The organism is Flavisolibacter nicotianae (assembly GCF_003628535.1).
In the GTDB taxonomy this organism is placed as follows: domain Bacteria; phylum Bacteroidota; class Bacteroidia; order Chitinophagales; family Chitinophagaceae; genus Flavisolibacter; species Flavisolibacter nicotianae.
In genome coordinates this window covers 129190-150944 of record NZ_RBCI01000006.1, presented here as the reverse complement: position 1 = coordinate 150944, position 21755 = coordinate 129190, and the positions used below count along the sequence as shown (strand labels likewise).

The window sequence follows — 21755 nt, the reverse complement described above, 5'->3', positions numbered from 1 at the left end:
ACGCCTATGAAAAAAGCTCCCGTAAAGAGAGCTTTCTTATCGCACAGTATGAAATTATTCTTTTACTCTTTCGACGTATTCACCGGTTTTTGTGTTCACACGGATCGTATCGCCTTCGTTGACAAACAGGGGAACCATTACCGTTGCCCCGGTTTCCACGGTGGCTGGCTTCAGTGTACGGGTCGCCGTATCGCCACGCAGGCCTGGTTCGCTATAGGTGACCTTCATCACCACTTTGTCCGGCAATTCCACGTTCATGGGCTGCTCCGTTTCGGTATTGAACAACACAGAAACTGCATCGCCATCGCGAAGGAACTGCGGCGCGTCAATGAGGTTTTCGGCAACGGCTACCTGTTCAAAGCTTTCGTTGTCCATGAAATTGTAGCCACTTTCATCTTTGTATAAAAACTGGTACTCTTTGCGTTCAACACGAACGGGGTAGATGGTATCACCGCTGTTCCAGGTCTTTTCAATCGAACGGTTGTTGTCCACACCCGCTAATTTTGCCCATACTTTGGCGGCGGCACGGGCCGTCTTGTTTTCGCCAAATTCCACCACTTTGTAAAGGCTGCCGTCAAGCTTGATAATGAGGCCGCGGCTGATATCTGCTGTACTTGCCATAAATGAGTTTTAAGAATTACGGGCAGCAAATGTAAGTCATTCGTAGCGGAAAAACAGCACCGGGGAAAGCCGGCCTCAAATCCGGAAAGGCAGTTGTTTGCGGAAGGGAGTCTTTTCAACGGCCGGAATTCCTATCCCTTCATACCTCGCAGCCATACCTCCTCCTTCGAAGTGCACGCAGTTTTTTTTACCTTCAATCAATATGCGGCCCGTGATTTTGTGGGTAATGGATATGAGATCCAACCGCTTTTTCCGAATTCGACTTGCAAATACGATGACCATGTCCCACCTGTCCTTTCGCAGGAGAACGCTTTCCCACCTTTCGGCACTGGCCGTATCGCTTGCATTTTTTATCCCTGCAGCCCTATCGCAGCAAACAACGATCTACAAACCCACCGATAAAAAAGATACGGTTGTCCGTGGATTTAAACCAACGGCTGGCAGTGATCCCAACTACCGCATCTACGGCGGTCTTTCGTACAGCATCGTAAAACACAGCACGTCAAAGGTGCCTTACGCAGCCAGCCATACGGTGGGTCTGAATTACTCCCTTTCCGAAAATTCATTTCACCCTTATTATGAGAACCTGTTCCCGGAAGCAATTGCCAAGTGGGGCATTTTCTCAAAAATTGGTTACGACCAGATCCGCCGGGCAAACTATTTTGGCATGGGAAACGACGTGCGACGGACGACCGACAATATCCGTTTTAACTGGTTGCGCACCCATCACCAATACGCCATGCTGGGATTGAGCCGTGTTTTTGGAGCGGAGCATGAAGTGAACTGGAGCCTGCTTTATGATGCGGTACAGGTACTCGACGACAAAGACCGGTTTATTGCCAAGAGTCGCAGCACGATTGACCCTGCCGAATTTGAATGGCAATATTTTACCGGTAACCGGCTGAGCTATACGTACCGTCACTTAAACAATCCCCACCTGCCCACAAAGGGACTGACGTGGAACACGGCTATTTCATACCAGGAAAGTGTAAAGCGAAGCGGCCATTCCTTTGCACGGTACTCCACCGATGCCGAAGCCTACTTCCCCTTTTCGTCCGAAGTTTCCTATGCCTTCCGGGCAGGCGTATCCACCCTCACGGGCAATCCCGACTTTTATATGTACAATGCGATCGGCGGCACCAGCACATTGCGTGGCTATCACCGGTGGCGGTTTTATGGCAAGACCGCTTTTTACAATCAAAACGAGTTACGGTGGATTGCTGCTTTTGATAAAGGAAGCATCTACGGACACCTGGGCCTGTTAGCCTTGTACGACCTGGGCCGGGTATGGCTGCCGGGTGAGTCATCCGACAAACTGCATTTTGGTTATGGGGCCGGCTTGATCCTGGCGCCGATGGACAAAGTGACCGTTAAGACAATGTATGCCATCTCCAACGAAGACAGGCGCCTGCACTTCTCTGTCGGAACATCGTTTTGAACAACACATTGGAGAATAACAGATAGCCTGCTTACCATAGCCTAACAAAAACAGAAAATTTGCAGGAGAATGGGTGCATGCTGCACCGGCAAGTAAATTTGCCGGAAACTCAACAGCGCATGAAGGCCTTTTTCACCATTCTGTTCTTCTGTTTCGCAGCAACCGTTTTCGGGCAAACCGATACAATTCAGCCTGCATACAAACGCTTTCCAACGCTGCCAACCCTGCAGCTTTTACTTGGCGACAGTACTACGAAGTACACCAAAGACAACGTCCCAAAAAAGAAAGCGGTTTTGCTGATGCTCTTCAGCCCGGATTGCGAGCACTGCCAGCACGAGGCCGAACAACTGGTGCTCAACAAGGAAGCGTTCAAAGACATTCATATTATTCTTTCCACAACCCTTCCCATTTATAAAATGCAGGCCTTTGCGGATAAATATGGCCTTACCGGAATGAAAAATGTAGTGGTGGCCAAAGATCCCTATTACCTTTTGCCTTCGTTTTACCAAATCCGCAACCTGCCATTCATGGCGCTTTACAACAAAAAAGGTGCGCTGATCCGTACGTTTGAAGGAAGTGTGGGACTCGATAAAATATTACAGGCCTTCGAAGAAGGCCGTTAAAATTAAAGTGCTGCATCTGCAGAAGGTCGCCGGTATACCGGCGACCTTTTTTCATATTTATAAAAAGCGAGAGCCAGCAAAATGCAGAACACCACGAAGGTCATGTTGTGAATGGTCATTGTCAGTTTGCCAAACTGCCGGTCTTTTTCCACCAGGTCGTAAAAGGCAAGAAAAATAAAAAAGTTGACCGCCTCGTAAAGGCCTACACCCGTAAAAACCAGGAATGCCGGGTGCTTGATCCAGTCGACCTGGCTTTCATCCCGCATCGCCTGGAATAAAAATGTAAGGCAAACGATCAGCAGCAGGATGCTTTCGACAGTAAACAAAACATTACTGAAACGAAACAGCGATTCAAAAAACAGGAAGTCCAGTAGAATAAAACCGATATAGCCCACCAAAAGAATTTTGTAAAAAAGGGTAAACCGCAGGATCTGTAAACCAAAAAAATAGGTGCCCAGGAAAAGCACACGGGTAATCGAATGCAGGTTGTAAAAAACATTGTTGTTCTTTAAAAACGCAGGCATGCTCTTGTTCATCGCAAAAATGGTCGTTGCCGTCAAATTCAGTACAAAGGCAATCAATACGTAGATAAACAGGGGGTACATTTCCGCCCGGACCCGTTTCTGAAAGACGATCACGAGCAGGGGGATCAATAACGACCAGGCTTCCGACCAATTGCGGATCGTTGTCAGCATAAATTGCTTCTTCAATACAATGGACAATAGGGCGGGCAGGGATCAGACGTCTTAGGGTAAAGCATCTTTTCACCGGAACTCTTCGTGACTTCCACATCGTAAATCAGGTAATTCCCTTTATCGTATGCCTTCGTTGGCGTAAATGTGATGTATTTTATATCCGCAGGAACGCCAAGCGTCGTGTCCTGCAAACTCAATTTCTTCAATGAAACATAATTGTTGCTCAGAATGAGTTCACCGGAAACGGCCCGGTAACATGAGTCAACAACATGTAAAACAACTCTATTGGTTGTATCAACCGTATCATATCCTTTGGCGGGATATGCAACCAGGCCAAGACTGTCATTTTTCTGCGAGTCTGGCGTATACAATTGCAGCAAAATACGGTCGGCCGATCCACCCGGCAGTTTTGGTGACCCTTTTCGAAACAGGCGTTGTATATCGGCGCTATCCAGGCGAACACAATAAAATTTTAATCCACGGTTAATCGAATCAGCAGCGAGACTGCCTGTCGCTGTCGGGCCTGTATCACGGTTGGGCTCTTTACACGTTGCAAAAAAGAAAGAAAGCAGAATACAGGAGGATGACAGCGCAATTGCTCCCGGCCAATGCATTTTTTTCAGTAGCATATTTTGCTTATTTACTGTGAAAGAAAAAGGTGAAAATTTTCAAGCAGGCAGGAAATCGCTGCTGAAATTAAGCAGGCAATTTTATATTTCAAAACTCCCTCATGTGTTATTCCTTCCCGACCGAATACACCAGTCAGTATCCTCCGTCAATGCACACACGGAAAAGCAGCAAATCCGCTGTCGAAGCAATGCAGCAAATCAGTACTGAATCAGTGAACCCTGGCCCACATATTCGAAGCGCGGCTAAACAATTTTCACTATCTTAAACGAACCAAACACAAGGCGTCTACCCGCACAATCAGAAAGCTGCGTCACTGATGTTTTTGCTGAAAGTGGACATAGAAAACCAGGTCATCATCGGCATTTCGGCCATGCTGCTACTGTTTGTCAGCCTGCTGATCGCCTTCATCAGCGGCCAACGCCGCAAACTGCAGTATCATCAAAAACTTCACGCACTCCAGGCCGAGCAACAGGAGCTGTTGCGCAGGCAAAACAGTCAACTGGAGCAAAAAGTGACCGAGCGAACGATGGAACTGTCGCACCAAAAAGAGGAACTGCAAAAATCACTTTCCGAATTAAAGGCCACCCAGCTCCAATTGATACAACGCGAGAAGATGGCCTCTTTGGGAGAACTGACCGCCGGCATTGCACACGAAATTCAAAACCCGCTCAATTTTGTCAACAATTTTTCGGACCTGAGCGTCGACATGCTCAACGAGGTCAAGGAAGAAATCAAAGCCGGCCATCCAACAACAGCGATGGACCTGCTGGATGAAGCAACCGTCAATTTGAAAAAAATCTCCCACCATGGCAAGCGTGCCGACGCCATTGTAAAAAGCATGCTGGAGCACAGTCGCAAGGCCGAGGGAGAGAAAGAAGAAGTGAACATCAATGCTTTGACCGACGAATACCTCAAACTGGCGTATCATGGCTACCGTGTAAAAGATAACACCTTTCACACAACGCTTGAAACCCACTACGATTCCGCTGCCGGTAAAATAAACGTCCTTCCGCAAGAGATTGGCCGTGTGCTGGTGAACCTTTTCAACAATGCCTTTTACGCCGTACACCAGAAGAAAAAACTGGCAGGAAACAATTACGAACCCGTGGTGCAGGTCAGAACCTGCAAAAAGGGAAATAAAGTGGAAGTTTCGGTCAGGGACAATGGCCTGGGAATTCCCGAAAAAGCACTTTCTAAAATTTACCAACCCTTCTTCACCACCAAACCCACCGGGGAAGGTACAGGCCTGGGACTCTCGCTGAGTTTTGACGTCGTCACCAAAGGACATGGCGGCAACTTGTGGGTTTCATCGAAAGAGGGCGAAGGCGCAGAATTCATCATGCAGCTCCCAGCCGAATGACCAGGCAGCAAAACATCCTGGCGCAGACCTCCCGCCCCCAGCCTGGTACACCGCTGGTGATTCATGCAAACGATGTAGGTTTTCCTAATTCACGGAATTCCCGACCATCGGGCAACCGCCTTCGTCGCCATGTTGCTGTTTACGCTATTTTTACCGCTTAAATCTTTTTTTTACATGAGAAGAATGTTGTGGGCAGCCCTGTTGCTACCTGTCTTAACCTATGCACAAACAAAGCCGATTACCCTTGAAGACATTTTCAAAAAAAATACGTTTCGCGGTGAGCAGGTAGCAGGATTTGAAGAGGAACGTACCAATGACCTTTTCAAAGAAAGCGACATAAAAGACGAAAGTGGCCGGCGTCTCACCTTCTCCGATTTTACGGCCAGCCAGGATAAAAAGCACGTTCTTTTTTCGACAGAGAATGAGCCCATCTACCGGCGCTCGTCAAAAGCTACCGTTTATATCTACGACGCCACAACCCGGAAAACAAGCCGCCTGACAAACGGCAAAGTGCTACACGCCAGCTTTTCGCCAGATGGCAGCAAAGTAGCGTATGTACTGAACAACAATCTTTACCTCTACGATGTCCACACGGCACAAACCAGGGCCATTACAAAAGACGGCAAATGGAATTTTGTCATCAACGGCAATGCCGACTGGGTGTACGAGGAAGAATTTGGCTTTAGCCAGGCTTACCAATGGAGTCCGAATGGTGCCTATCTTGCTTTTTACAAGTTTGACGAAAGTCGTGTGAAGGAGTACAACTTCACCGTTTTCGACGACCGTTACAACAAGGATTACCGCTACAAATATCCCAAAGCAGGCGACAGTAATTCAACGGTGAGCATCCATATCTACGATGTAGCCAAAGGCAAAACGGTTTCGGCCCAGTTCCCGAAGGGCGACATTTATATTCCCCGCATTAAATGGACGCAAAGCGAGAACAAGCTGGTCGTATTTTGGATGAACCGCCTGCAAAACAACCTGCGTCTTTTGCTGACTGATGCCGCCACCGGCAAGGCGTCGACCCTCTACGAGGAAAAGAACAAATGGTATGTCGACATCAACGATGACTGGCAGTTTTTAAAGGACGGCCGTCACCTGCTTTATGGTTCGGAGAAAAACGGCTGGTACCGTCTTTACCTGCAAAGCATGGATGGCAAACAGTCTGTCGAACTGACCAGGCAAGCAGCCGACGTAACAGAAATTGTGGGTGTGGATGAAAAAGCAGGCCTTGTCTACTACACCGTTGCCTACCCCACTCCTCTCGACCGCAACCTGTTTGTAACAGACCTGGAAGGAAAGCACACGACGCAATTGACCAGCGGTCCCGGTTGGCACCGGGTTGAAATGAATGCCGGCTTTACACAGTTTATCGACCGCTACTCGACACTCAACATGCCGGAAACAGTAACTCGCTTCAACCTCCGCAAAGTCGGAGACATTGTCACAGCCACCGAAGCAAAAAAGCTGGCTGACAATGCAAGGCTGAATGCAACGGCGGCCGCTTATGGTTTCACCAACTTCCAGTTGATCCGTGTACCCAACCGCTATGGCGACACCCTGAATGGCATGCTGCTGCGGCCTTCAAACTTTGACGCATCGAAAAAATACCCTGTGCTTTTTTACACCTATGGTGGTCCCGGCGACCAGCAGGCAGTGAATCGCTTTGGGGCTGCATCTGCGAACCGGAATCTTTGGCTGCGCATGCTGGCACAACGCGGCTTTTTCGTGGTCTGTATCGACAACACCGGCACCGGCAGCCGTGGCGAAGCCTTTAAAAAGAAAACCTATCTGCAGTTGGGCAAATATGAAATCGAAGACCAGATCGATGCGGCGAAATGGATGCGCCAGCAGGCGAACGTCGATCCAAAAAACATTGGTCACTGGGGCTGGAGTTTTGGCGGTTTCATGAGTTCATTGGCCATTACCAAAGGAGCCGACGTCTTCACGGCGGCGGTAGCGGTAGCGCCGGTGACTTCCTGGCGTTATTACGACAATATTTATACAGAGCGCTTCCTGCGCACGCCACAGGAAAATCCCAAAGGCTACGATGAGAATTCACCGATCAACTTCGTGGACAAGATCAGGGGTAAATACCTGCTGATCCATGGCACGGCCGATGACAACGTGCATTTTCAAAACAGCACGCAGATGGTGACAGCGCTGGTAAAAGCCAACGTGAATTTTGAAACGATGTATTATCCCAACAAGAACCACGGGATTCGCGGGGAAGGCGACAATACAACGCTGCATCTTTATGCAAAAATGACCAACTGGATCCTGCAAAACCTGGGCAATGAAAACGTTGACCGCACACCGGTCGGCAACAGCATTAACGAACAGAAAGGATTTTAAAGTAGACGTAGAAACGAAAAAAAGGAGACCATTGTGGTCTCCTTTTTTTATTGCCGCGGAACAAATCCTTTCACCGTATGTATCTTCATCGGAAGAATATGAAAAAAATTGCGGTCGCTATCACTGGGGCCAGCGGGTCCATCTATGCAAAGCTTCTCTTGCAAAAGCTATCCTTCCTGAAAGAGCAATTGGCAGAAGTGTCGGTGGTGATGACCGAAAATGCCAAGGAAGTTTGGAAGACGGAACTGGAAGATGAAAGCTTTCAGCAGTTTGATGCCCGCTATTTCTCCACCAAGGATTTCACGGCACCGTTTGCATCCGGCTCGGCACGATACGATGCGCTGATCATCATTCCGTGCAGCATGGGTACCCTGGGCCGCATCGCTTCGGGTGTTTCAAACGACCTGATTACCCGTGGTGCCGATGTCATGTTGAAAGAACGGAAAAAGCTGGTCTGCGTCATTCGCGACACACCCTATAACCTGGTTCACATCCGTAATATGGAAACAGTGACACTGGCCGGTGGCATCATCTGCCCTGCTTCTCCTTCGTTTTACAGCAAACCCACTTCCCTAGAATCAGCCGCAGCTACGGTTGTGGACAGGGTGCTGGACCTTGCCGGCCTTTCCATCAGCAGCTTCCGGTGGGGCACACTTGAACGATAGAATTTAAGTTTTGTGTTTTAGTCAGACGCACGTCCACCTGCATTGACCCAGTCGGTGATCTTCTTTCGATCGGCTGCCGACAAAGCCTGTCGCGGCGGTGGTGGCATTTGCGTTGCTGTGCCGGCCTGGTCCACGGCTCTTGCCTTGATGTTGTTTGCCTGGGCAACAATAGTGGCGCTGTTGTTAAAATCAATGCCGTTCTGCGGACTGGAACCTGCGTGGCAGCCACTCAGCGCACAGTTGCTGCCCAATACATCGCGTACAGCGTTAAATAGCGGTCCCGTTTGACCACCGGTGTTGCCGGGAGAATTCGTGCCATTGGTGCCATTGTCTTTGCTACAGGAGTAAGCGAACACAATGGCAAGAGCGGCCAGGGCGAGTACATTTCTTTTTTGTTTCATTTCGGTTGGTTATGAACTACAAATCTGATGACGAACGTTTGTCACCAACCGGAAGGAAACCGTAACCACTTAGTGGCTGTTGGCAATAAAAAAGAAAAGGAAAAGATAAGACACCGTATTCATGACAAGCGATGCCAGGTAGATTGTTTTCCGCTGGACCTGTGGCAGGAAAAGCTGGAGAAGCAATCCATCCATCACGATGGAAAGCCACCAAAACGCAAACACAATTTGCAGCGGCACACGCAGCCCGTCAAAGTTATACCCCAGTTTCAACAAGAGTTGGCTACTGATGTACAACAGGCCCAGTGAAAGAATATTGACAAATACAGAAATGCCCACGCTGGGCAAAAGCCGCTTGAATTTGAAAAAATAGATCACCACGGCTTCCAGCAAAAAAGCCATGGCAAAGGGTGCAACAACCAGGAAAATGGGAAGCAGGCTATGGGCGTTCATGATAATTAAACTTTGATAAAAAAAATCCTCACAGGTTAAGTGCCCTGTGAGGATTCGTATGCGGTTGAAACAATTTTTGCAAACCTTACGCTTTTCCGAACTGTTTGCGAATAAGGTTCAGGGCGCTTCCGGCTTTGAACCACTCGATCTGCTGTTCGTTGTAGGTATGGTTTACTTTGATGCTATCTTTTGTACCGTCGGCATGGTTTAATACCACGGTCAATTGTTTATTCGGCGTAAAATCCGTAAGTCCCAGGATATCGATGGTATCGTCTTCCTGCACTTTTTCGTAATCATCCTTGTTGACAAAGGTCAGTGCCAGCATACCCTGCTTTTTCAGGTTGGTCTCGTGGATGCGGGCAAAGCTTTTCACCAGGATCGCACGAACGCCCAGGTGGCGCGGTTCCATGGCAGCATGTTCCCTGGAAGAACCTTCACCATAGTTTTCGTCGCCGACAACAACCGAACCGATGCCGCGGGCTTTGTATTCACGCTGAGTCGCCGGTACGGGACCGTATGCGCCGGTAAGCTGGTTCTTCACATGATCGGTTTGGCCGTTAAAATAATTCACGGCACCAATCAGCATGTTGTTGGAAATGTTGTCCAGGTGACCGCGGTATTTCAACCATGGCCCTGCCATTGAAATGTGGTCGGTCGTACATTTTCCTTTGGCCTTGATCAGGAGACGAAGACCGGTAATGTCGGTGCCTTCCCATGCAGCGAACGGGCTTAACAACTGCAGACGGTCGGATGTAGGGCTCACGGCCACGACAACGTCCTTACCGCTGGAAGCCGGCGCCTGGTAGCCTGCATCGTCCACAGAAAAACCTTTCGGCGGCAGTTCATAACCTTTGGGTTCATCCAGCATCACTTCTTCGCCTTTCTCGTTCAGCAGTTTATCCTTGAGGGGATTGAACGACAGGCGGCCGGCAATGGCATAAGCCGTTACAATCTCCGGCGACGCCACAAACGCATGTGTCGAAGCCAGGCCATCGTTACGCTTGGCGAAGTTGCGGTTGAAAGATGTGACAATGGTATTCTTGCGTGAAGGATCGTCAATGTGACGGGCCCACTGCCCAATGCAAGGTCCGCAGGCGTTGGCCAGCACCACGCCACCGATTTCATCGAAGGTGGCAAGATAACCATCCTTGTCGATGGTATAACGTACCAGTTCCGAACCGGGTGTCACGGTAAATTCGCTGGCAACTTTCAGTCCTTTTGTTTTTGCCTGCGCGGCAACCGAGGCCGAACGGCTGATGTCTTCGTACGAAGAGTTGGTGCAGGAACCGATCAGGGCCACTTCCACCGCATCGGGCCATCCGTTTGCTGCTACGGCTTCGGCCATTTTCGAAATCGGCGTGGCCAGGTCTGGCGTGAACGGTCCGTTTACATGGGGCTCCAGTTCATTCAGGTTGATCTCGATAACCTGGTCATAATATTTTTCAGGGCTGCTGTAGACTTCCACGTCCGGACGCAGGAAATCTCTTACGTTGTTGGCCAACGCAGCCACATCCTCTCTTCCGGTAGAAGCGAGGTAGGCAGCCATTTTATCATCGTAGGCAAAGAGAGAACAGGTTGCACCAATCTCTGCACCCATGTTACAGATCGTGGCTTTACCGGTACAGCTCAGGCTATCGGCGCCTTCGCCAAAATATTCCACGATGGCACCGGTACCGCCTTTTACAGTAAGAATACCGGCCACTTTCAGGATCACGTCTTTGGCCGAAGTCCAGCCGCTCATTTTGCCGGTTAGCTTTACACCAATCAGCTTGGGCATTTTCAATTCCCAGGGTAAACCAGCCATCACATCCACCGCGTCGGCACCACCAACGCCGATCGCGATCATTCCCAAGCCGCCGGCATTCGGTGTATGCGAGTCGGTGCCGATCATCATCCCGCCGGGGAAAGCATAGTTTTCGAGCACTACCTGGTGAATGATGCCCGCACCGGGCTTCCAGAAGCCGATGCCGTATTTATTGGAAATCGAAGACAGAAAATCATACACTTCCCTGTTGGTATCGATTGCCGTGTGCAGGTCCTGCTCGGCGCCGACTTTGGCCTGGATCAGGTGATCGCAGTGCACGGAGGAAGGGACCGCTACTCTTTCGCGGCCGCAGGTGTCGAATTGCAAAAGCGCCATTTGGGCTGTTGCATCCTGCATGGCCACGCGGTCCGGTGCAAAATCAACATAATCTTTTCCCCGCTCGAATGTCTTCGTGGCAGGAATGAACGTGTGTGAATAAAGGATTTTTTCCGCAAGGGTCATTGGACGTTTGAGAAGATTCCTGGCGTTCATTACCTTAACCGGAAGTTCGCTGTATACCTTCTTAATCAAGTCAAGATCGAAAAGCATAGTATCTATTGTTGGGTTTATGTCAGGCACTTTGTTTGCAGCCTGTTAAAAAGTGGTGCGAAATTACGAAAAAGCAGGCAAGAATTTCCCACTGCCTTTGGATTGATTTAACGAAAACCGCTATTTTAGCCCCATGAACCGGCTGAAAAATTTCATTGAATGGAAAGCTTTTGGCGTCTGTACCGCCATTGGTGAGAGGATGGGGATTGCCACGTCACGCATCCGCATGTGGTTCATGTACATTTCCTTTTTAACTCTCGGCTCTCCTATCATCGTTTATATGATCCTGGCGTTCTGGATGAACATCAAGCGGTATATCCTCGCGGCCCGCAGAAATCCGGTACGGTACCTGTAGAATTTCGCACAGATAAAAGGAACATAGAAGGCAGACGTTTCGTTTTCTGTTCAGCCTTCTTAACCGCCTGCCTGCAAGCTGAAAGCAAAGATGTACCGGTAATAACTCGACACTCATTATTCCTTGTTTTATATGTTCTGTCGTTCTTTTGGCCCCCGGTTTGTACCGCCAAAGCAAAAGAGGAATATGAAGCGATTGATTTTATCGGCGATGCTGATTGCGGGACTGGCAGCCGGAGCCTCGGCTCAAACACACAAAAACTCTGCGGCTGCAGCAAAAGCAAAAAAAGATACGGTCACACCAAAAGCTTTAAAAGGAAAACAACCCTCCCAGGTGTTGAACAACCGGAAAATTTACCATTTTAAAGATGGACAGCGTTCCACGCCAACAGGCAACGAAGCCACACCGGTAAACGGCGGGTATGCAGCGCTGGGAAAGGATTCAACATCAGCCAAACGGAAAAAACAGTAAGGGTTTTCTGGGCCTGCAATGTTAAAAAACGGCCGGCGTTGCGTTTGTAATGATTGATTTCAACTATTTCTTTTTGCACAAGCAAAGAGCAAAAAGGAGGTTCGCTCTTTGTTCCTATCTTCGCCGCCCCAAACGTTCTTGAAAATGATCAGCAGACGGAATATTCGAGTGAAAGTGATGCAGACGATTTACACCTTGTCGACCCTTGACCACCAACTCAAACCGGGTGAACCCGTTAAAGCACTGCAAAAACATTTTGACCAGTCGAAAGACCTTCTTCTATACCTGAGTTTTTTCCTTACTGAAGTGGCCGGCTATGCGGAGAAGGATTCGTACCAGCGCCGCTCCAAACACCTGCCATCGGCCGAAGACCTGAATGTGAATACCAAAATTGCCGGCAACGAGCTGCTTTGGAAAATCAAGGAAGACCTTTCTTTCCGCCAGGAAGTGGAACGCTCCAAGCCCGAACATCGCATCGACAAAGACCTGGTGCGGAAAATCTACCAGCAACTCACCGAGTCCGCAGAATACAAGCAATACATTTCTTCCAATGAAAGGAATGGCAAAAGTGAAAAAGAGATCCTGGATTTTATTTTTCGCGACCTGATGCTGCAGAATGATTCCTTCATTTCGCACATCGAAGAAAATTTTATCAACTGGGACGACGACGGTGACATGGTGATCCAAACCCTGGACGACCTGTTGCAAAAACCCGGCTCGGTAAATTTTAGCCAAACACTTCCGGCCGACAAGTGGGACTTTGCCAAATCACTATTGACCACGGTGCTGGAAAAAGGAGAACACCTGGAATCTTTCATTATTCCCCGCCTGAAAAACTGGGACCCGGAGCGTATTGCCGCCCTCGACATGATCATCATGAAAATGGGCGTCGCCGAATTTTTATACTTCGAAACCATCCCGCCCAAAGTAACCATCAACGAGTACATCGACATCAGTAAGGAGTACAGCACCCAGCAAAGTGGGCAGTTTGTGAACGGTATTCTCGACAATATTCACAAAGAATTAATACGCACCAACCAGTTGCAAAAAAGCGATTTTAAAAAAGCGTGAGGATTTCCTCTATACATTTGCTTCGCAAAATTTTCTGACATGAAGTCCATCCTGCTATTCTTGTTTGCCGGCGTGTTGCTTGCCTGCAACGTATCCGACAAAAAGGCGACCGGCAAAGACGCTGAAAAACGTGCCGTAATAGAAAACGAAGGTCGCGACGCACTGGGCGACTCGACAAAGAGCACGACCATCGAATGGCTGGATCCTGTAGTCCAAAACCTGGGCAGCATGGAAAAAGGACAAATTGCCGAAATCACCTGGAAGTTTCGCAATACAGGCTCCAAGCCCCTGTATGTCACCAATGTTCATGCGCAGTGCGGCTGCACCACTCCCGATCCTCCCAAAGAGCCGATCGCTCCCGGTGCCGAAGGCGTAATAAAGGCCAAATTCAACAGCAGCAATTTCAGCGGGCATGTAAACAAGGAAGTGTATGTAGAGGCCAACAACAGCAACCGGAACAACAGCACCGACAACAAGCTGACCTTTACAGCCGATATTAAATAACCGTTCAATTTTAAATAACCGATAATGTTTTACGTACTACAAGCACAACCAGCAGGCCCGTTCGGCGGCATGTCGTCACTGATTTTCATGGGTATGATCATGCTGGTTTTCTGGCTGTTTTTCATTCGTCCGCAAGCCAAAAAACAAAAGCAGCAAAAGCTGTTTATCGAAGACCTGAAGAAAGGCGACAAAGTTGTTACCATCGCCGGTATTCACGGCAAGATCAACCGCGTGAATGACGACGGTACCATTGAGCTGGAAATCAATCCGGGCAGCTATATCAAAATGGAAAAAAGTGCCATTTCCCTGGAAATGACACAGCAGGTCAACAAGGTTGCCACTGCGCCGGCAACAACGGAAAAGAAATAATCCGCGCCCCGGCACTAGGCCTCCTCGATCCCTCAAAAGCCTCCCCGCCCTCCAAAGGAGGGATTGGCCCGGCACAGACCCTTGCTTTTGCACGATACTTCAAAGCCTCCATCATACTTTAAGGTGGAGGCTTTTCGCTGCCGTTTGGTGACTTTACCAACGGCATTTTCTTTTGCCCCGGAGGGGCATCGTGTTAATAGAAAGAAAGAGTAGTAAAGGGAAAAAGCTTCGTAGGATCGTATTTTTTTATGTCACCAGCAACAGAATAACCATTGAGCTTCTGTTGCGACGCTCCGTTCAGCGTTCGGAACGCAGCCGGACAAAATAGAATTCCATCCCTTGAAGGGATGGAATTCTTCGATAAAAAAATCATCTTGCCCAAGCGGGCCCTGTGCGCAGCAGTTCCGTGTTCTAGAGGAGAGGGTTAGAAGTGAGGTGTATCTTTGCTCATGCCTGTCTTCACCGACCAGTTGAACAGAACCATAGAAATTCCCGAAACTCCCCGCCGCATCATTTCCCTGGTGCCTTCCCAAACCGAATTGCTGTACGACCTTGGCCTAGACGAAGAAGTGATCGGCATCACCAAATTTTGCTTGCATCCCGAGCGTTGGTTCCGCACCAAAGAGCGCATCGGTGGCACCAAGAATCTCAATCGTGAAAAAATTTGTGCGTTGCAACCCGACCTGATCATCGCCAACAAAGAAGAAAATAGCCGTGAGCAGGTCGACGAACTGGCGAAGCGATTCCCGGTGTGGGTAAGTGATGTGCAGAACCTGGACGATGCGTTGCAAATGACCCGGAGCATTGGCCATCTGACCGGCACTGCGCAAAAGGCCGGAGAACTTGCGGCCCGGATAGAAACAGAGTTTGAAGAACTTGATGTCCCTGAGGCACGGCTCCGAACAGCTTACCTTATCTGGAAAGATCCGTACATGACGGTGGGTGACGACACCTTTATTCATCACCTGCTGGAAAAAGCTGGCTTTCAAAACCTGTTTGCCGGCCGGCAGCGGTATCCAGAAACCAGTATCGCCGCGCTGAAAGAGCTGAACTGCGAGGTCCTTCTCCTCTCCTCCGAGCCCTACCCTTTCGGCCAAAAACACCTGAACGAATTGCAGGCCCTTTTACCGCATACTAAAGTAGTTCTTGCCGATGGCGAATTCTTTAGCTGGTATGGCAGCCGCCTGCTGTTGGCACCAGCCTATTTTCGCCAACTGCACCGGCAAATCGGGACCTTGCAGTAAATTCGGCTCATGCAGGAAAGCGATAAGCCTTCGCGGAAAAAGCAGTTTTTCCCCATTAACACCGATCTGCGGTACTACCTCAAAACCCACGGCAGGGAAACGGCCTTGCCCGTCTCCTACAACGACCTGCTGCACATTGCCTATGCCGTTCCGATCCTGGATAAAGCAGGAAAAGACACCCTGTGGGAAAAAGCACTGTACGATAAAGAGCACTGGTCGAACATCAAGCAGGGACTGATCAACCTGTATGCAATTTTAAAAACTGAAGGCGATTACAGTTTCACCAAGCATCTCGACGTGGCCCGGGTAGACTATTGCACCTTTGGCAACTCGCACCCGTTCCGCATCCGCATCGTGAACCGCTACAACGATAATTACGATCACTACTATATCAAAAGAGAGGATGCATCCCGTGTGTATGGCCTCGAACTCGAGCACATTCTATCGCCCAACCGGATGTCGTTTTACACGCACAAGGGAACGCTGGTGGAAGAACATATTGCCGGAATTCCGGGCGACGTGTTTATCCGGGATTATTTCGAACGCACCGAAACCAACAAGATCCGCATTGCAAAAGAATTTGTGAAGTTCAATGAACGCTGTTTCCTGCGCCTGCTCGGCGACATGCGCAGCTACAATTTCGTAGTGGCCATCACACCCGACATCGAGGACTACCAGTACCGCATCAGAGCCATTGACTTCGACCAGCAGTCGTATGAAGGACGTAAAAATCTTTACCTGCCGCAGTTTTTCAAGGAAAACAATCCCTTTGTCGAACTGACGCTCAAATACCTGAATGCTGAATCCATTGAACAATACAGGGCAGAAGAACGAACCCTGATCGCCTACCGGATCGCCGCTTCACGCTACCGCATTATGGACTTGCTGAAGATTATGTCGAAAGACCAGATCTCTACCGACGAAAAAAGGGTACAACTGAAAAACGAACTGGGCGAGCATTTCCAGACAACGGCGTTCAACCGGTGCAAGACCATGGGAGAACTGGTGAAGACCGTGCTTCGCGTTGCACTGCGCCCCTACCTTTCCCGCATCCAGCGAAACCTTGGAAAAATCATTGACTGACGCAGCAAAGACTATTGATCAATTCCAGTCCGAATCAACCAGTTCCAGTTCATCCACGTGGGGCAAGTGCACCGAAAGACGGCATCCCTTCCCTGGCGCCGATTGTATTGAATGTTTGCCATTGAACGCTTTGACCCGGCTGGAAATGTTATTCAGCCCAATACCGCTGTACTGGCCACCAGGTTCAAAACCCCTTCCGTTGTCTTCGATCACCAGGTGTGTTTCCGTCTCTGTTTGCGACAAGCTCACCTTCACGGTGGTCGCCTTTGCATGTTTGACCACATTGGTGATTTGCTCCTGCGCTATGCGGTAAAGCGCAAGGCTCACCTCCTTGCCGATGGGATGGCGGTATTTCCCGACGGTAAAATCAATGTTCAGCGTTGTGCAGTCGGAAACATTTTCGAACAGGGCCTGGAGGGAATCGATAAGCGATTTCGTTCCCAGCGTTGGTGCCGATAAACTATGGGAAAGGCTGCGGATTTCTTTGATGCAAAGCATCAGGAAATCAATAGAACGGCGGATCCACTCCTGCCGTCCTTCTTCACGCTGCAGCGCTGTTTCAAGGTAAAGCTTCACGGTGGTCAGGATCTGGTTCACGTTGTCGTGGAGTTCGTGCCCAATGCTTTCCCGCTCCCGTTCCTGCGCCACGATGATCTGCTTGGTCAGGATGCGCTGGTACCGCTTCTGTTCATTTTGCAGTTTTTGCGTTATCCGTTTGTGCTGGGTAATATCGCGGATAATGACCAGGGTATTTTTTTGATCGCGGCCATCCTGTAGCGGCGACGAGGAGATGTAACCGATAAACTTGCCGCCATTCAGGCAATGAAACAACACTTCATTATCCTGTAAACGAAGGCCTGTGCCTTCCTCATTCACCCAATCCACTTCCGGCTCTGCCTTTGCGAAAAGCTGCAGGAAGGAAATATTTTGTCCATTCATGACCGAAAGCCCGAACATCCTGATTGCGGCAGGGTTCATATCCTGCACGTAGCCGTCCGGTTGCAGAAGCAAAATGGCATCCTGGCTGCTTTCAAAAATGGAACGGTATTTTGCCTCGCTTACTTTTACCACTTTCAACGTGCGTTTCCGTTCCCGGAATGCAATGAAAACGGCCAGGAGAAAAATGAAAAGCAGGAGGCTGATGGCGGCCCCAAAGAAATATTCCCGTTTTGCCCGCAGGTGAAACTTGGCCAGCACATCGCTCTCACTGGTTCCAACCGTGGCAATAATTGGAAGAAATTTCAGTTTGCGGTAGCTGAAAAAAGTCGGGATGTTGCGGATCGCATCCCGTGCATAATAGTTACCGATCGGTCTTTCACCGACATGCCCGAAAAGCGGGCTTTTGCGGATGTTCTCGCCACTGCTCTCTTTCATACCGGTGCGCCGGGAGTAGGTAATCCCGTCAGGCGAAATGAGCGAAAGAATATCGTTCTCATTTAAACTGGCCTGCGAGTAAAATGACATGAAATTTGACGGCAGCAACTGTATGGCAATACAACCGCGGAACCGCCCCCTGTTGTCGCGGATGCCGCGGCTAAACACAATCACATTCTGTTTTAAGCTGCGCGACATATACGGTTTGGTCATGACCAGCGAATCCGGTGTTTTTTTGTGAATGGCGAAAAAAGGCCGGTCGCCGATGTTGAGGTTAAGAGACACCAGTCGCAACGGGTATCCCAGTACGACCTTTCCCGTGCTGTCGGTAATGATCAGTCCATTGAACGCAGGGACAGAGAGTACACCGCTGTTCAGCATTCGGTTCAAGTCGAGCTTATGTCCCTGTTGCAGGTATTCCGCTTTTATCAGCCGCAAGGTCGCATCCGCATCGCGAACGGTGCGGATGGTGTGTTGTTCCAGCGCAATCGCCAGGTTGCTGCTGTGCTGGATGGCAGCGCTGATCGTTTCGTTGCGGTCGCTTTCGATCTGCCGTGTCAGTTGCGTCCAGATCAGGAAATTTAGCAACAGGTAAAGGCCCAGTAGCAGGCCCATGAAGGTGCGGTTTCGTTTTAAAAACAAGTTCATGGCCTGGGAAATACAGGTTGAAATCGTGAAGAATCCGGTAAACCCGGGCAACCTACTCGACAACATTGCTGGTCAAAACAGGCGTATTGCGCCATACTCACATGATCATATGCTGAAGAAAATCGATCGGCTTTCATGAAAAGAAGTTTGATAGAATCAGGCACGAACAAAAAAGATCACCGGGATGCTGTTTTTGAAAAAGCCTGAGCGGGTGGATAGGCAAGGAGAACAAGGAGTGTTTTTCCTTGGCACAGGCTTATACGGCAGTGTTTCATATTCGTGGTGTTTGCATTGGTTGCCTTCTGGATGCTGCAGCAGGATAGCCGGGCAGCAAACCGACAAATCAAAACAGGAAAGTAAAAATAATCATGTAACCACAGGGAAGAACAGACCGGATTTTTCACTAATTAATGGAAACTACCTAGCCGCACCTAAGGTGGCCATCGCAGGGCAAACGGCCGTTAAGCAATCGAACCGTTGAGAAGGTGCCACCGGTTTTGTCTTCGTTCACTCTATTTCAAAATCCTTATCTTAGCCCCTCTTTACGATTGCCTGCTTTGGTTCGTTAATCATTAATCACTATACATCCCGAACGTAAAAAATGAAGAAATACTCAACCGGGGTGCTTTTTGGAGAAGAACTCAAAGCACTCTTACAGGACGCAAAGGACAACAACTTCGCCTTGCCGGCTGTGAACACCATTGGCACAGACAGCATCAATGCCACGCTGGAAACGGCTGCCAAAGTCAACTCCCCTGTTATCATCCAGTTTTCCAATGGCGGTGCACAATTCATTGCCGGTAAAGGAATGCCCAATGACAACCTGCAGGCCAACATTTCCGGTGCCATCAGCGGCGCCCTGCATATCCACAACGTGGCAAAATATTATGGCGTGTCGGTTGTGCTGCACACGGACCATGCCGCCAAAAAATGGCTGCCCTGGATCAGTGGCCTGATCGATGCCGGCGAGCAGTTTTACAAAGAAAAAGGCCAGCCTCTTTTCTCTTCCCACATGCTCGACCTCTCGGAAGAGCCGATCGAAGAAAACGTGGAAACCTCCGTTCAGTATTTCAAACGCATGGCGCCCCTGGGTATGGGAATCGAGATCGAGCTCGGTGTAACCGGTGGTGAAGAAGACGGCGTGGACAACTCCGGCGTGGAAAATGACAGGCTGTACACGCAACCGAAAGAAGTGGCCTATGCTTACGAAGAGTTGCGCAAAGTCGGCGACCTGTTTACCATTGCCGCTGCCTTCGGCAACGTTCACGGTGTGTACAAACCGGGCAATGTGGAATTGCGTCCGGAAATTTTAAATAACAGCCAGCAATATATCCAGGAACAATTCGGTACGGGTCCGAAGCCGGTATATTTTGTTTTCCACGGTGGCAGTGGTTCGCCGCAAAACCAGATCCGCGAAGCCATCAGTTACGGGGCAATCAAAATGAACCTGGACACCGACCTCCAATGGGCCTTCTGGGAAGGCGTGCTGGGCTTCTATAAAAAGAACGAGCATTACCTGCAGGGCCAACTGGGCAATCCCGAAGGAGAAGACAAACCCAATAAGAAGTTTTACGACCCACGGGTTTGGCTTCGCAAAGGGCAGGAAACGTTCTCGAAGCGCCTGGAAGTGGCTTTCGACGACCTGAACTGCATTAACCGCAACGCTTGATGTCAAACGGCAGGCGTGAGACGTCAAACCGGCGAAAAGTTTATTTTATCAAACCCCTGCGAATTTGCAGGGGTTTATTTTTTCCAATGCCTCGCAAAACAGGTGAATAAAGAATTGCTGATTTTAGATGTATTTCCGTTTCATCTTTCTTTCTTCAGTCAGCCTGTTCGTTGAAACAAGGGGTAAAGAAAGGAAGCACTGCAACGTTTGATTATCCTTGTTCACCGGGTCTGCGGTTCATTCTCTCCTATCTTTGCACAACCCTTTTAGCTTGCTATAAACCCCAAACTATATGGCCTCCAAACACATTCTTGAGCTCCTCGGCGACAAGGCTGAGTTCCTGCTAAACCATGTATCTACTACGGTTCCCAAAATCGATCTTCACCTGCCTTCACCCACGCATGTTGATGACATCTGGATCGCCAGCAATCGCAACAACCAGGTTTTACGCAGCCTGCAAAACCTTCTCAACCACGGACGGCTTGCCGGCACCGGGTATTGCAGCATTTTCCCGGTAGACCAGGGAATTGAACACAGCGCCGGGTCGGCCTTTGCACCCAACCCCATTTATTTCGACCCGGAAAATATCATTCGCCTGGCTTTTGAAGGCGGCTGCAATGCTGTAGCTTCCACATTTGGTGTGTTGGGTATCATGAGCCGCAAGTATGCACACAAAATTCCTTTTATCGTCAAAATCAACCACAATGAATTCCTGAGCATGCCCAACCGGTACGACCAAACTCTTTTCGGTACCGTAAAAAGCGCCTGGGACATGGGTGCCGTGGGCATCGGTGCCACTATCTACTGGGGCAGTGCCGAAAGTGCACGGCAACTGAAGGAAATTGCCGAAGCGTTTCAACTGGCTCACGAACTCGGCCTGTGCACCATCCTCTGGTGCTATACCCGCAACAATGGATTTAAAGTCGATGGTGTTGACTACCACACATCGGCCGATCTTACCGGTCAGGCCAATCACCTCGGCGTAACACTGCAGGCCGATATCATCAAACAAAAATTGCCCACCAACAACGGCGGCTATCTGGCTACCAAACACGGTAAGACGCACAAGCTGGTCTACGAAAAACTCACCTCAGATCATCCCATTGATCTGACCCGCTACCAGGTTTTGAATTGCTACAGCGGACGGGTAGGCCTGATCAACAGCGGCGGCGAGAGCAAGGGCCAAAGCGATTTGCAGGAAGCCGTGGCCACCGCGGTGATCAACAAACGGGCGGGTGGCATGGGTCTTATCCTGGGCCGGAAAGCTTTTCAGCGTCCGTTTGCAGAAGGCGTACAGTTCCTGAACCTGATCCAGGATGTTTACCTCGACGAAAGCATTACCATCGCGTAATGTTGCCGGATGCACAACG

Annotated in this window: 21 protein-coding genes; 14 read left to right on the top strand and 7 right to left on the bottom strand. The window is 49.5% G+C overall.

Features of this window, described 5'->3' with window-relative positions; translation table 11 throughout:
- Nucleotides 1-54 precede the first annotated feature (54 nt).
- Nucleotides 55-621 carry an elongation factor P gene (gene efp / locus D6024_RS17015; protein ID WP_121355881.1) on the bottom strand — a complete coding sequence of 189 codons (567 nt, stop codon included), beginning with the start codon at nucleotides 619-621 and terminating at the stop codon, nucleotides 55-57.
- A gap of 280 nt (nucleotides 622-901) precedes the next feature.
- Between efp and D6024_RS17010 the strand changes: the two genes are divergently transcribed.
- Nucleotides 902-2059, top strand: coding sequence for a BamA/TamA family outer membrane protein (locus D6024_RS17010; RefSeq protein WP_162944831.1), 1158 nt, complete (start codon nucleotides 902-904; stop codon nucleotides 2057-2059).
- A 119-nt stretch (nucleotides 2060-2178) separates the two neighbouring features.
- Nucleotides 2179-2682 carry a TlpA family protein disulfide reductase gene (locus D6024_RS17005; protein ID WP_162944830.1) on the top strand — a complete coding sequence of 168 codons (504 nt, stop codon included), beginning with the start codon at nucleotides 2179-2181 and terminating at the stop codon, nucleotides 2680-2682.
- Between the two features lie 2 nt (nucleotides 2683-2684).
- Here D6024_RS17005 and D6024_RS17000 read toward each other — a convergent pair whose 3' ends face one another.
- Together D6024_RS17000 and D6024_RS16995 are read right to left on the bottom strand one after the other, a co-directional pair.
- Nucleotides 2685-3377, bottom strand: a complete 693-nt coding sequence (locus tag D6024_RS17000; protein WP_121355878.1) for a hypothetical protein — start codon at nucleotides 3375-3377, stop codon at nucleotides 2685-2687.
- Between the two features lie 11 nt (nucleotides 3378-3388).
- The gene (locus D6024_RS16995) at nucleotides 3389-4006 is read right to left on the bottom strand and encodes a hypothetical protein (RefSeq protein WP_121355876.1); all 618 of its coding nucleotides are present in this window, start codon (nucleotides 4004-4006) and stop codon (nucleotides 3389-3391) included.
- Nucleotides 4007-4323: 317 nt separating this feature from the next.
- On the opposite strand from D6024_RS16995, the gene D6024_RS16990 reads away from it, so the two are divergent.
- The 3 genes from D6024_RS16990 to D6024_RS16980 all read left to right on the top strand — a co-directional run bounded on the left by D6024_RS16990 (nucleotide 4324) and on the right by D6024_RS16980 (nucleotide 8390).
- Nucleotides 4324-5367 carry a sensor histidine kinase gene (locus tag D6024_RS16990; protein WP_121355875.1) on the top strand — a complete coding sequence of 348 codons (1044 nt, stop codon included), beginning with the start codon at nucleotides 4324-4326 and terminating at the stop codon, nucleotides 5365-5367.
- 174 nt (nucleotides 5368-5541) lie between these two features.
- Nucleotides 5542-7725 carry a S9 family peptidase gene (locus D6024_RS16985; protein ID WP_162944829.1) on the top strand — a complete coding sequence of 728 codons (2184 nt, stop codon included), beginning with the start codon at nucleotides 5542-5544 and terminating at the stop codon, nucleotides 7723-7725.
- Between the two features lie 98 nt (nucleotides 7726-7823).
- A complete protein-coding gene (locus tag D6024_RS16980) occupies nucleotides 7824-8390 on the top strand; it encodes a UbiX family flavin prenyltransferase (protein WP_121355871.1) in 567 nt (188 codons plus the stop codon).
- Between the two features lie 17 nt (nucleotides 8391-8407).
- Here D6024_RS16980 and D6024_RS16975 read toward each other — a convergent pair whose 3' ends face one another.
- From D6024_RS16975 to D6024_RS16965, 3 genes are all read right to left on the bottom strand, one after another.
- The gene (locus D6024_RS16975) at nucleotides 8408-8791 is read right to left on the bottom strand and encodes a hypothetical protein (RefSeq protein ID WP_121355869.1); all 384 of its coding nucleotides are present in this window, start codon (nucleotides 8789-8791) and stop codon (nucleotides 8408-8410) included.
- Between the two features lie 69 nt (nucleotides 8792-8860).
- Nucleotides 8861-9244 (bottom strand): hypothetical protein, encoded by a 384-nt coding sequence (locus D6024_RS16970; RefSeq protein WP_121355867.1) that lies wholly within the window; start codon nucleotides 9242-9244, stop codon nucleotides 8861-8863.
- 85 nt (nucleotides 9245-9329) lie between these two features.
- Nucleotides 9330-11597, bottom strand: a complete 2268-nt coding sequence (locus D6024_RS16965) for an aconitate hydratase (protein ID WP_121355865.1) — start codon at nucleotides 11595-11597, stop codon at nucleotides 9330-9332.
- A 133-nt stretch (nucleotides 11598-11730) separates the two neighbouring features.
- Between D6024_RS16965 and D6024_RS16960 the strand changes: the two genes are divergently transcribed.
- The 7 genes from D6024_RS16960 (at nucleotide 11731) to D6024_RS16930 (ending at nucleotide 16694) form a co-directional block, all read left to right on the top strand.
- Nucleotides 11731-11952: a PspC domain-containing protein gene (locus D6024_RS16960; protein WP_121355864.1), complete on the top strand. Its 222-nt coding sequence runs from the start codon at nucleotides 11731-11733 to the stop codon at nucleotides 11950-11952.
- A gap of 186 nt (nucleotides 11953-12138) precedes the next feature.
- Complete coding sequence (locus D6024_RS16955) at nucleotides 12139-12423, top strand: hypothetical protein (protein ID WP_121355862.1); 285 nt, start codon at nucleotides 12139-12141, stop codon at nucleotides 12421-12423.
- Between the two features lie 144 nt (nucleotides 12424-12567).
- Complete coding sequence (nusB, locus tag D6024_RS16950) at nucleotides 12568-13494, top strand: transcription antitermination factor NusB (protein ID WP_121355860.1); 927 nt, start codon at nucleotides 12568-12570, stop codon at nucleotides 13492-13494.
- Nucleotides 13495-13533: 39 nt separating this feature from the next.
- Nucleotides 13534-13998: a DUF1573 domain-containing protein gene (locus D6024_RS16945; protein ID WP_121355859.1), complete on the top strand. Its 465-nt coding sequence runs from the start codon at nucleotides 13534-13536 to the stop codon at nucleotides 13996-13998.
- A gap of 24 nt (nucleotides 13999-14022) precedes the next feature.
- The gene (gene yajC / locus D6024_RS16940; protein WP_121355857.1) at nucleotides 14023-14367 is read left to right on the top strand and encodes a preprotein translocase subunit YajC; all 345 of its coding nucleotides are present in this window, start codon (nucleotides 14023-14025) and stop codon (nucleotides 14365-14367) included.
- Between the two features lie 449 nt (nucleotides 14368-14816).
- A complete protein-coding gene (locus D6024_RS16935) occupies nucleotides 14817-15611 on the top strand; it encodes an ABC transporter substrate-binding protein (protein WP_121355856.1) in 795 nt (264 codons plus the stop codon).
- A gap of 9 nt (nucleotides 15612-15620) precedes the next feature.
- Nucleotides 15621-16694, top strand: coding sequence for a hypothetical protein (locus D6024_RS16930; RefSeq protein WP_121355854.1), 1074 nt, complete (start codon nucleotides 15621-15623; stop codon nucleotides 16692-16694).
- Nucleotides 16695-16712: 18 nt separating this feature from the next.
- On the opposite strand, the gene D6024_RS16925 is transcribed toward D6024_RS16930, so the two are convergent.
- Nucleotides 16713-18716, bottom strand: a complete 2004-nt coding sequence (locus D6024_RS16925; protein WP_162944828.1) for a PAS domain S-box protein — start codon at nucleotides 18714-18716, stop codon at nucleotides 16713-16715.
- Between the two features lie 601 nt (nucleotides 18717-19317).
- On the opposite strand from D6024_RS16925, the gene fbaA reads away from it, so the two are divergent.
- Nucleotides 19318-20385, top strand: a complete 1068-nt coding sequence (gene fbaA / locus D6024_RS16915) for a class II fructose-bisphosphate aldolase (protein WP_121355849.1) — start codon at nucleotides 19318-19320, stop codon at nucleotides 20383-20385.
- Nucleotides 20386-20677: 292 nt separating this feature from the next.
- Nucleotides 20678-21736 (top strand): class I fructose-bisphosphate aldolase, encoded by a 1059-nt coding sequence (locus tag D6024_RS16910; RefSeq protein ID WP_121355847.1) that lies wholly within the window; start codon nucleotides 20678-20680, stop codon nucleotides 21734-21736.
- Nucleotides 21737-21755: the final 19 nt, after the last annotated feature.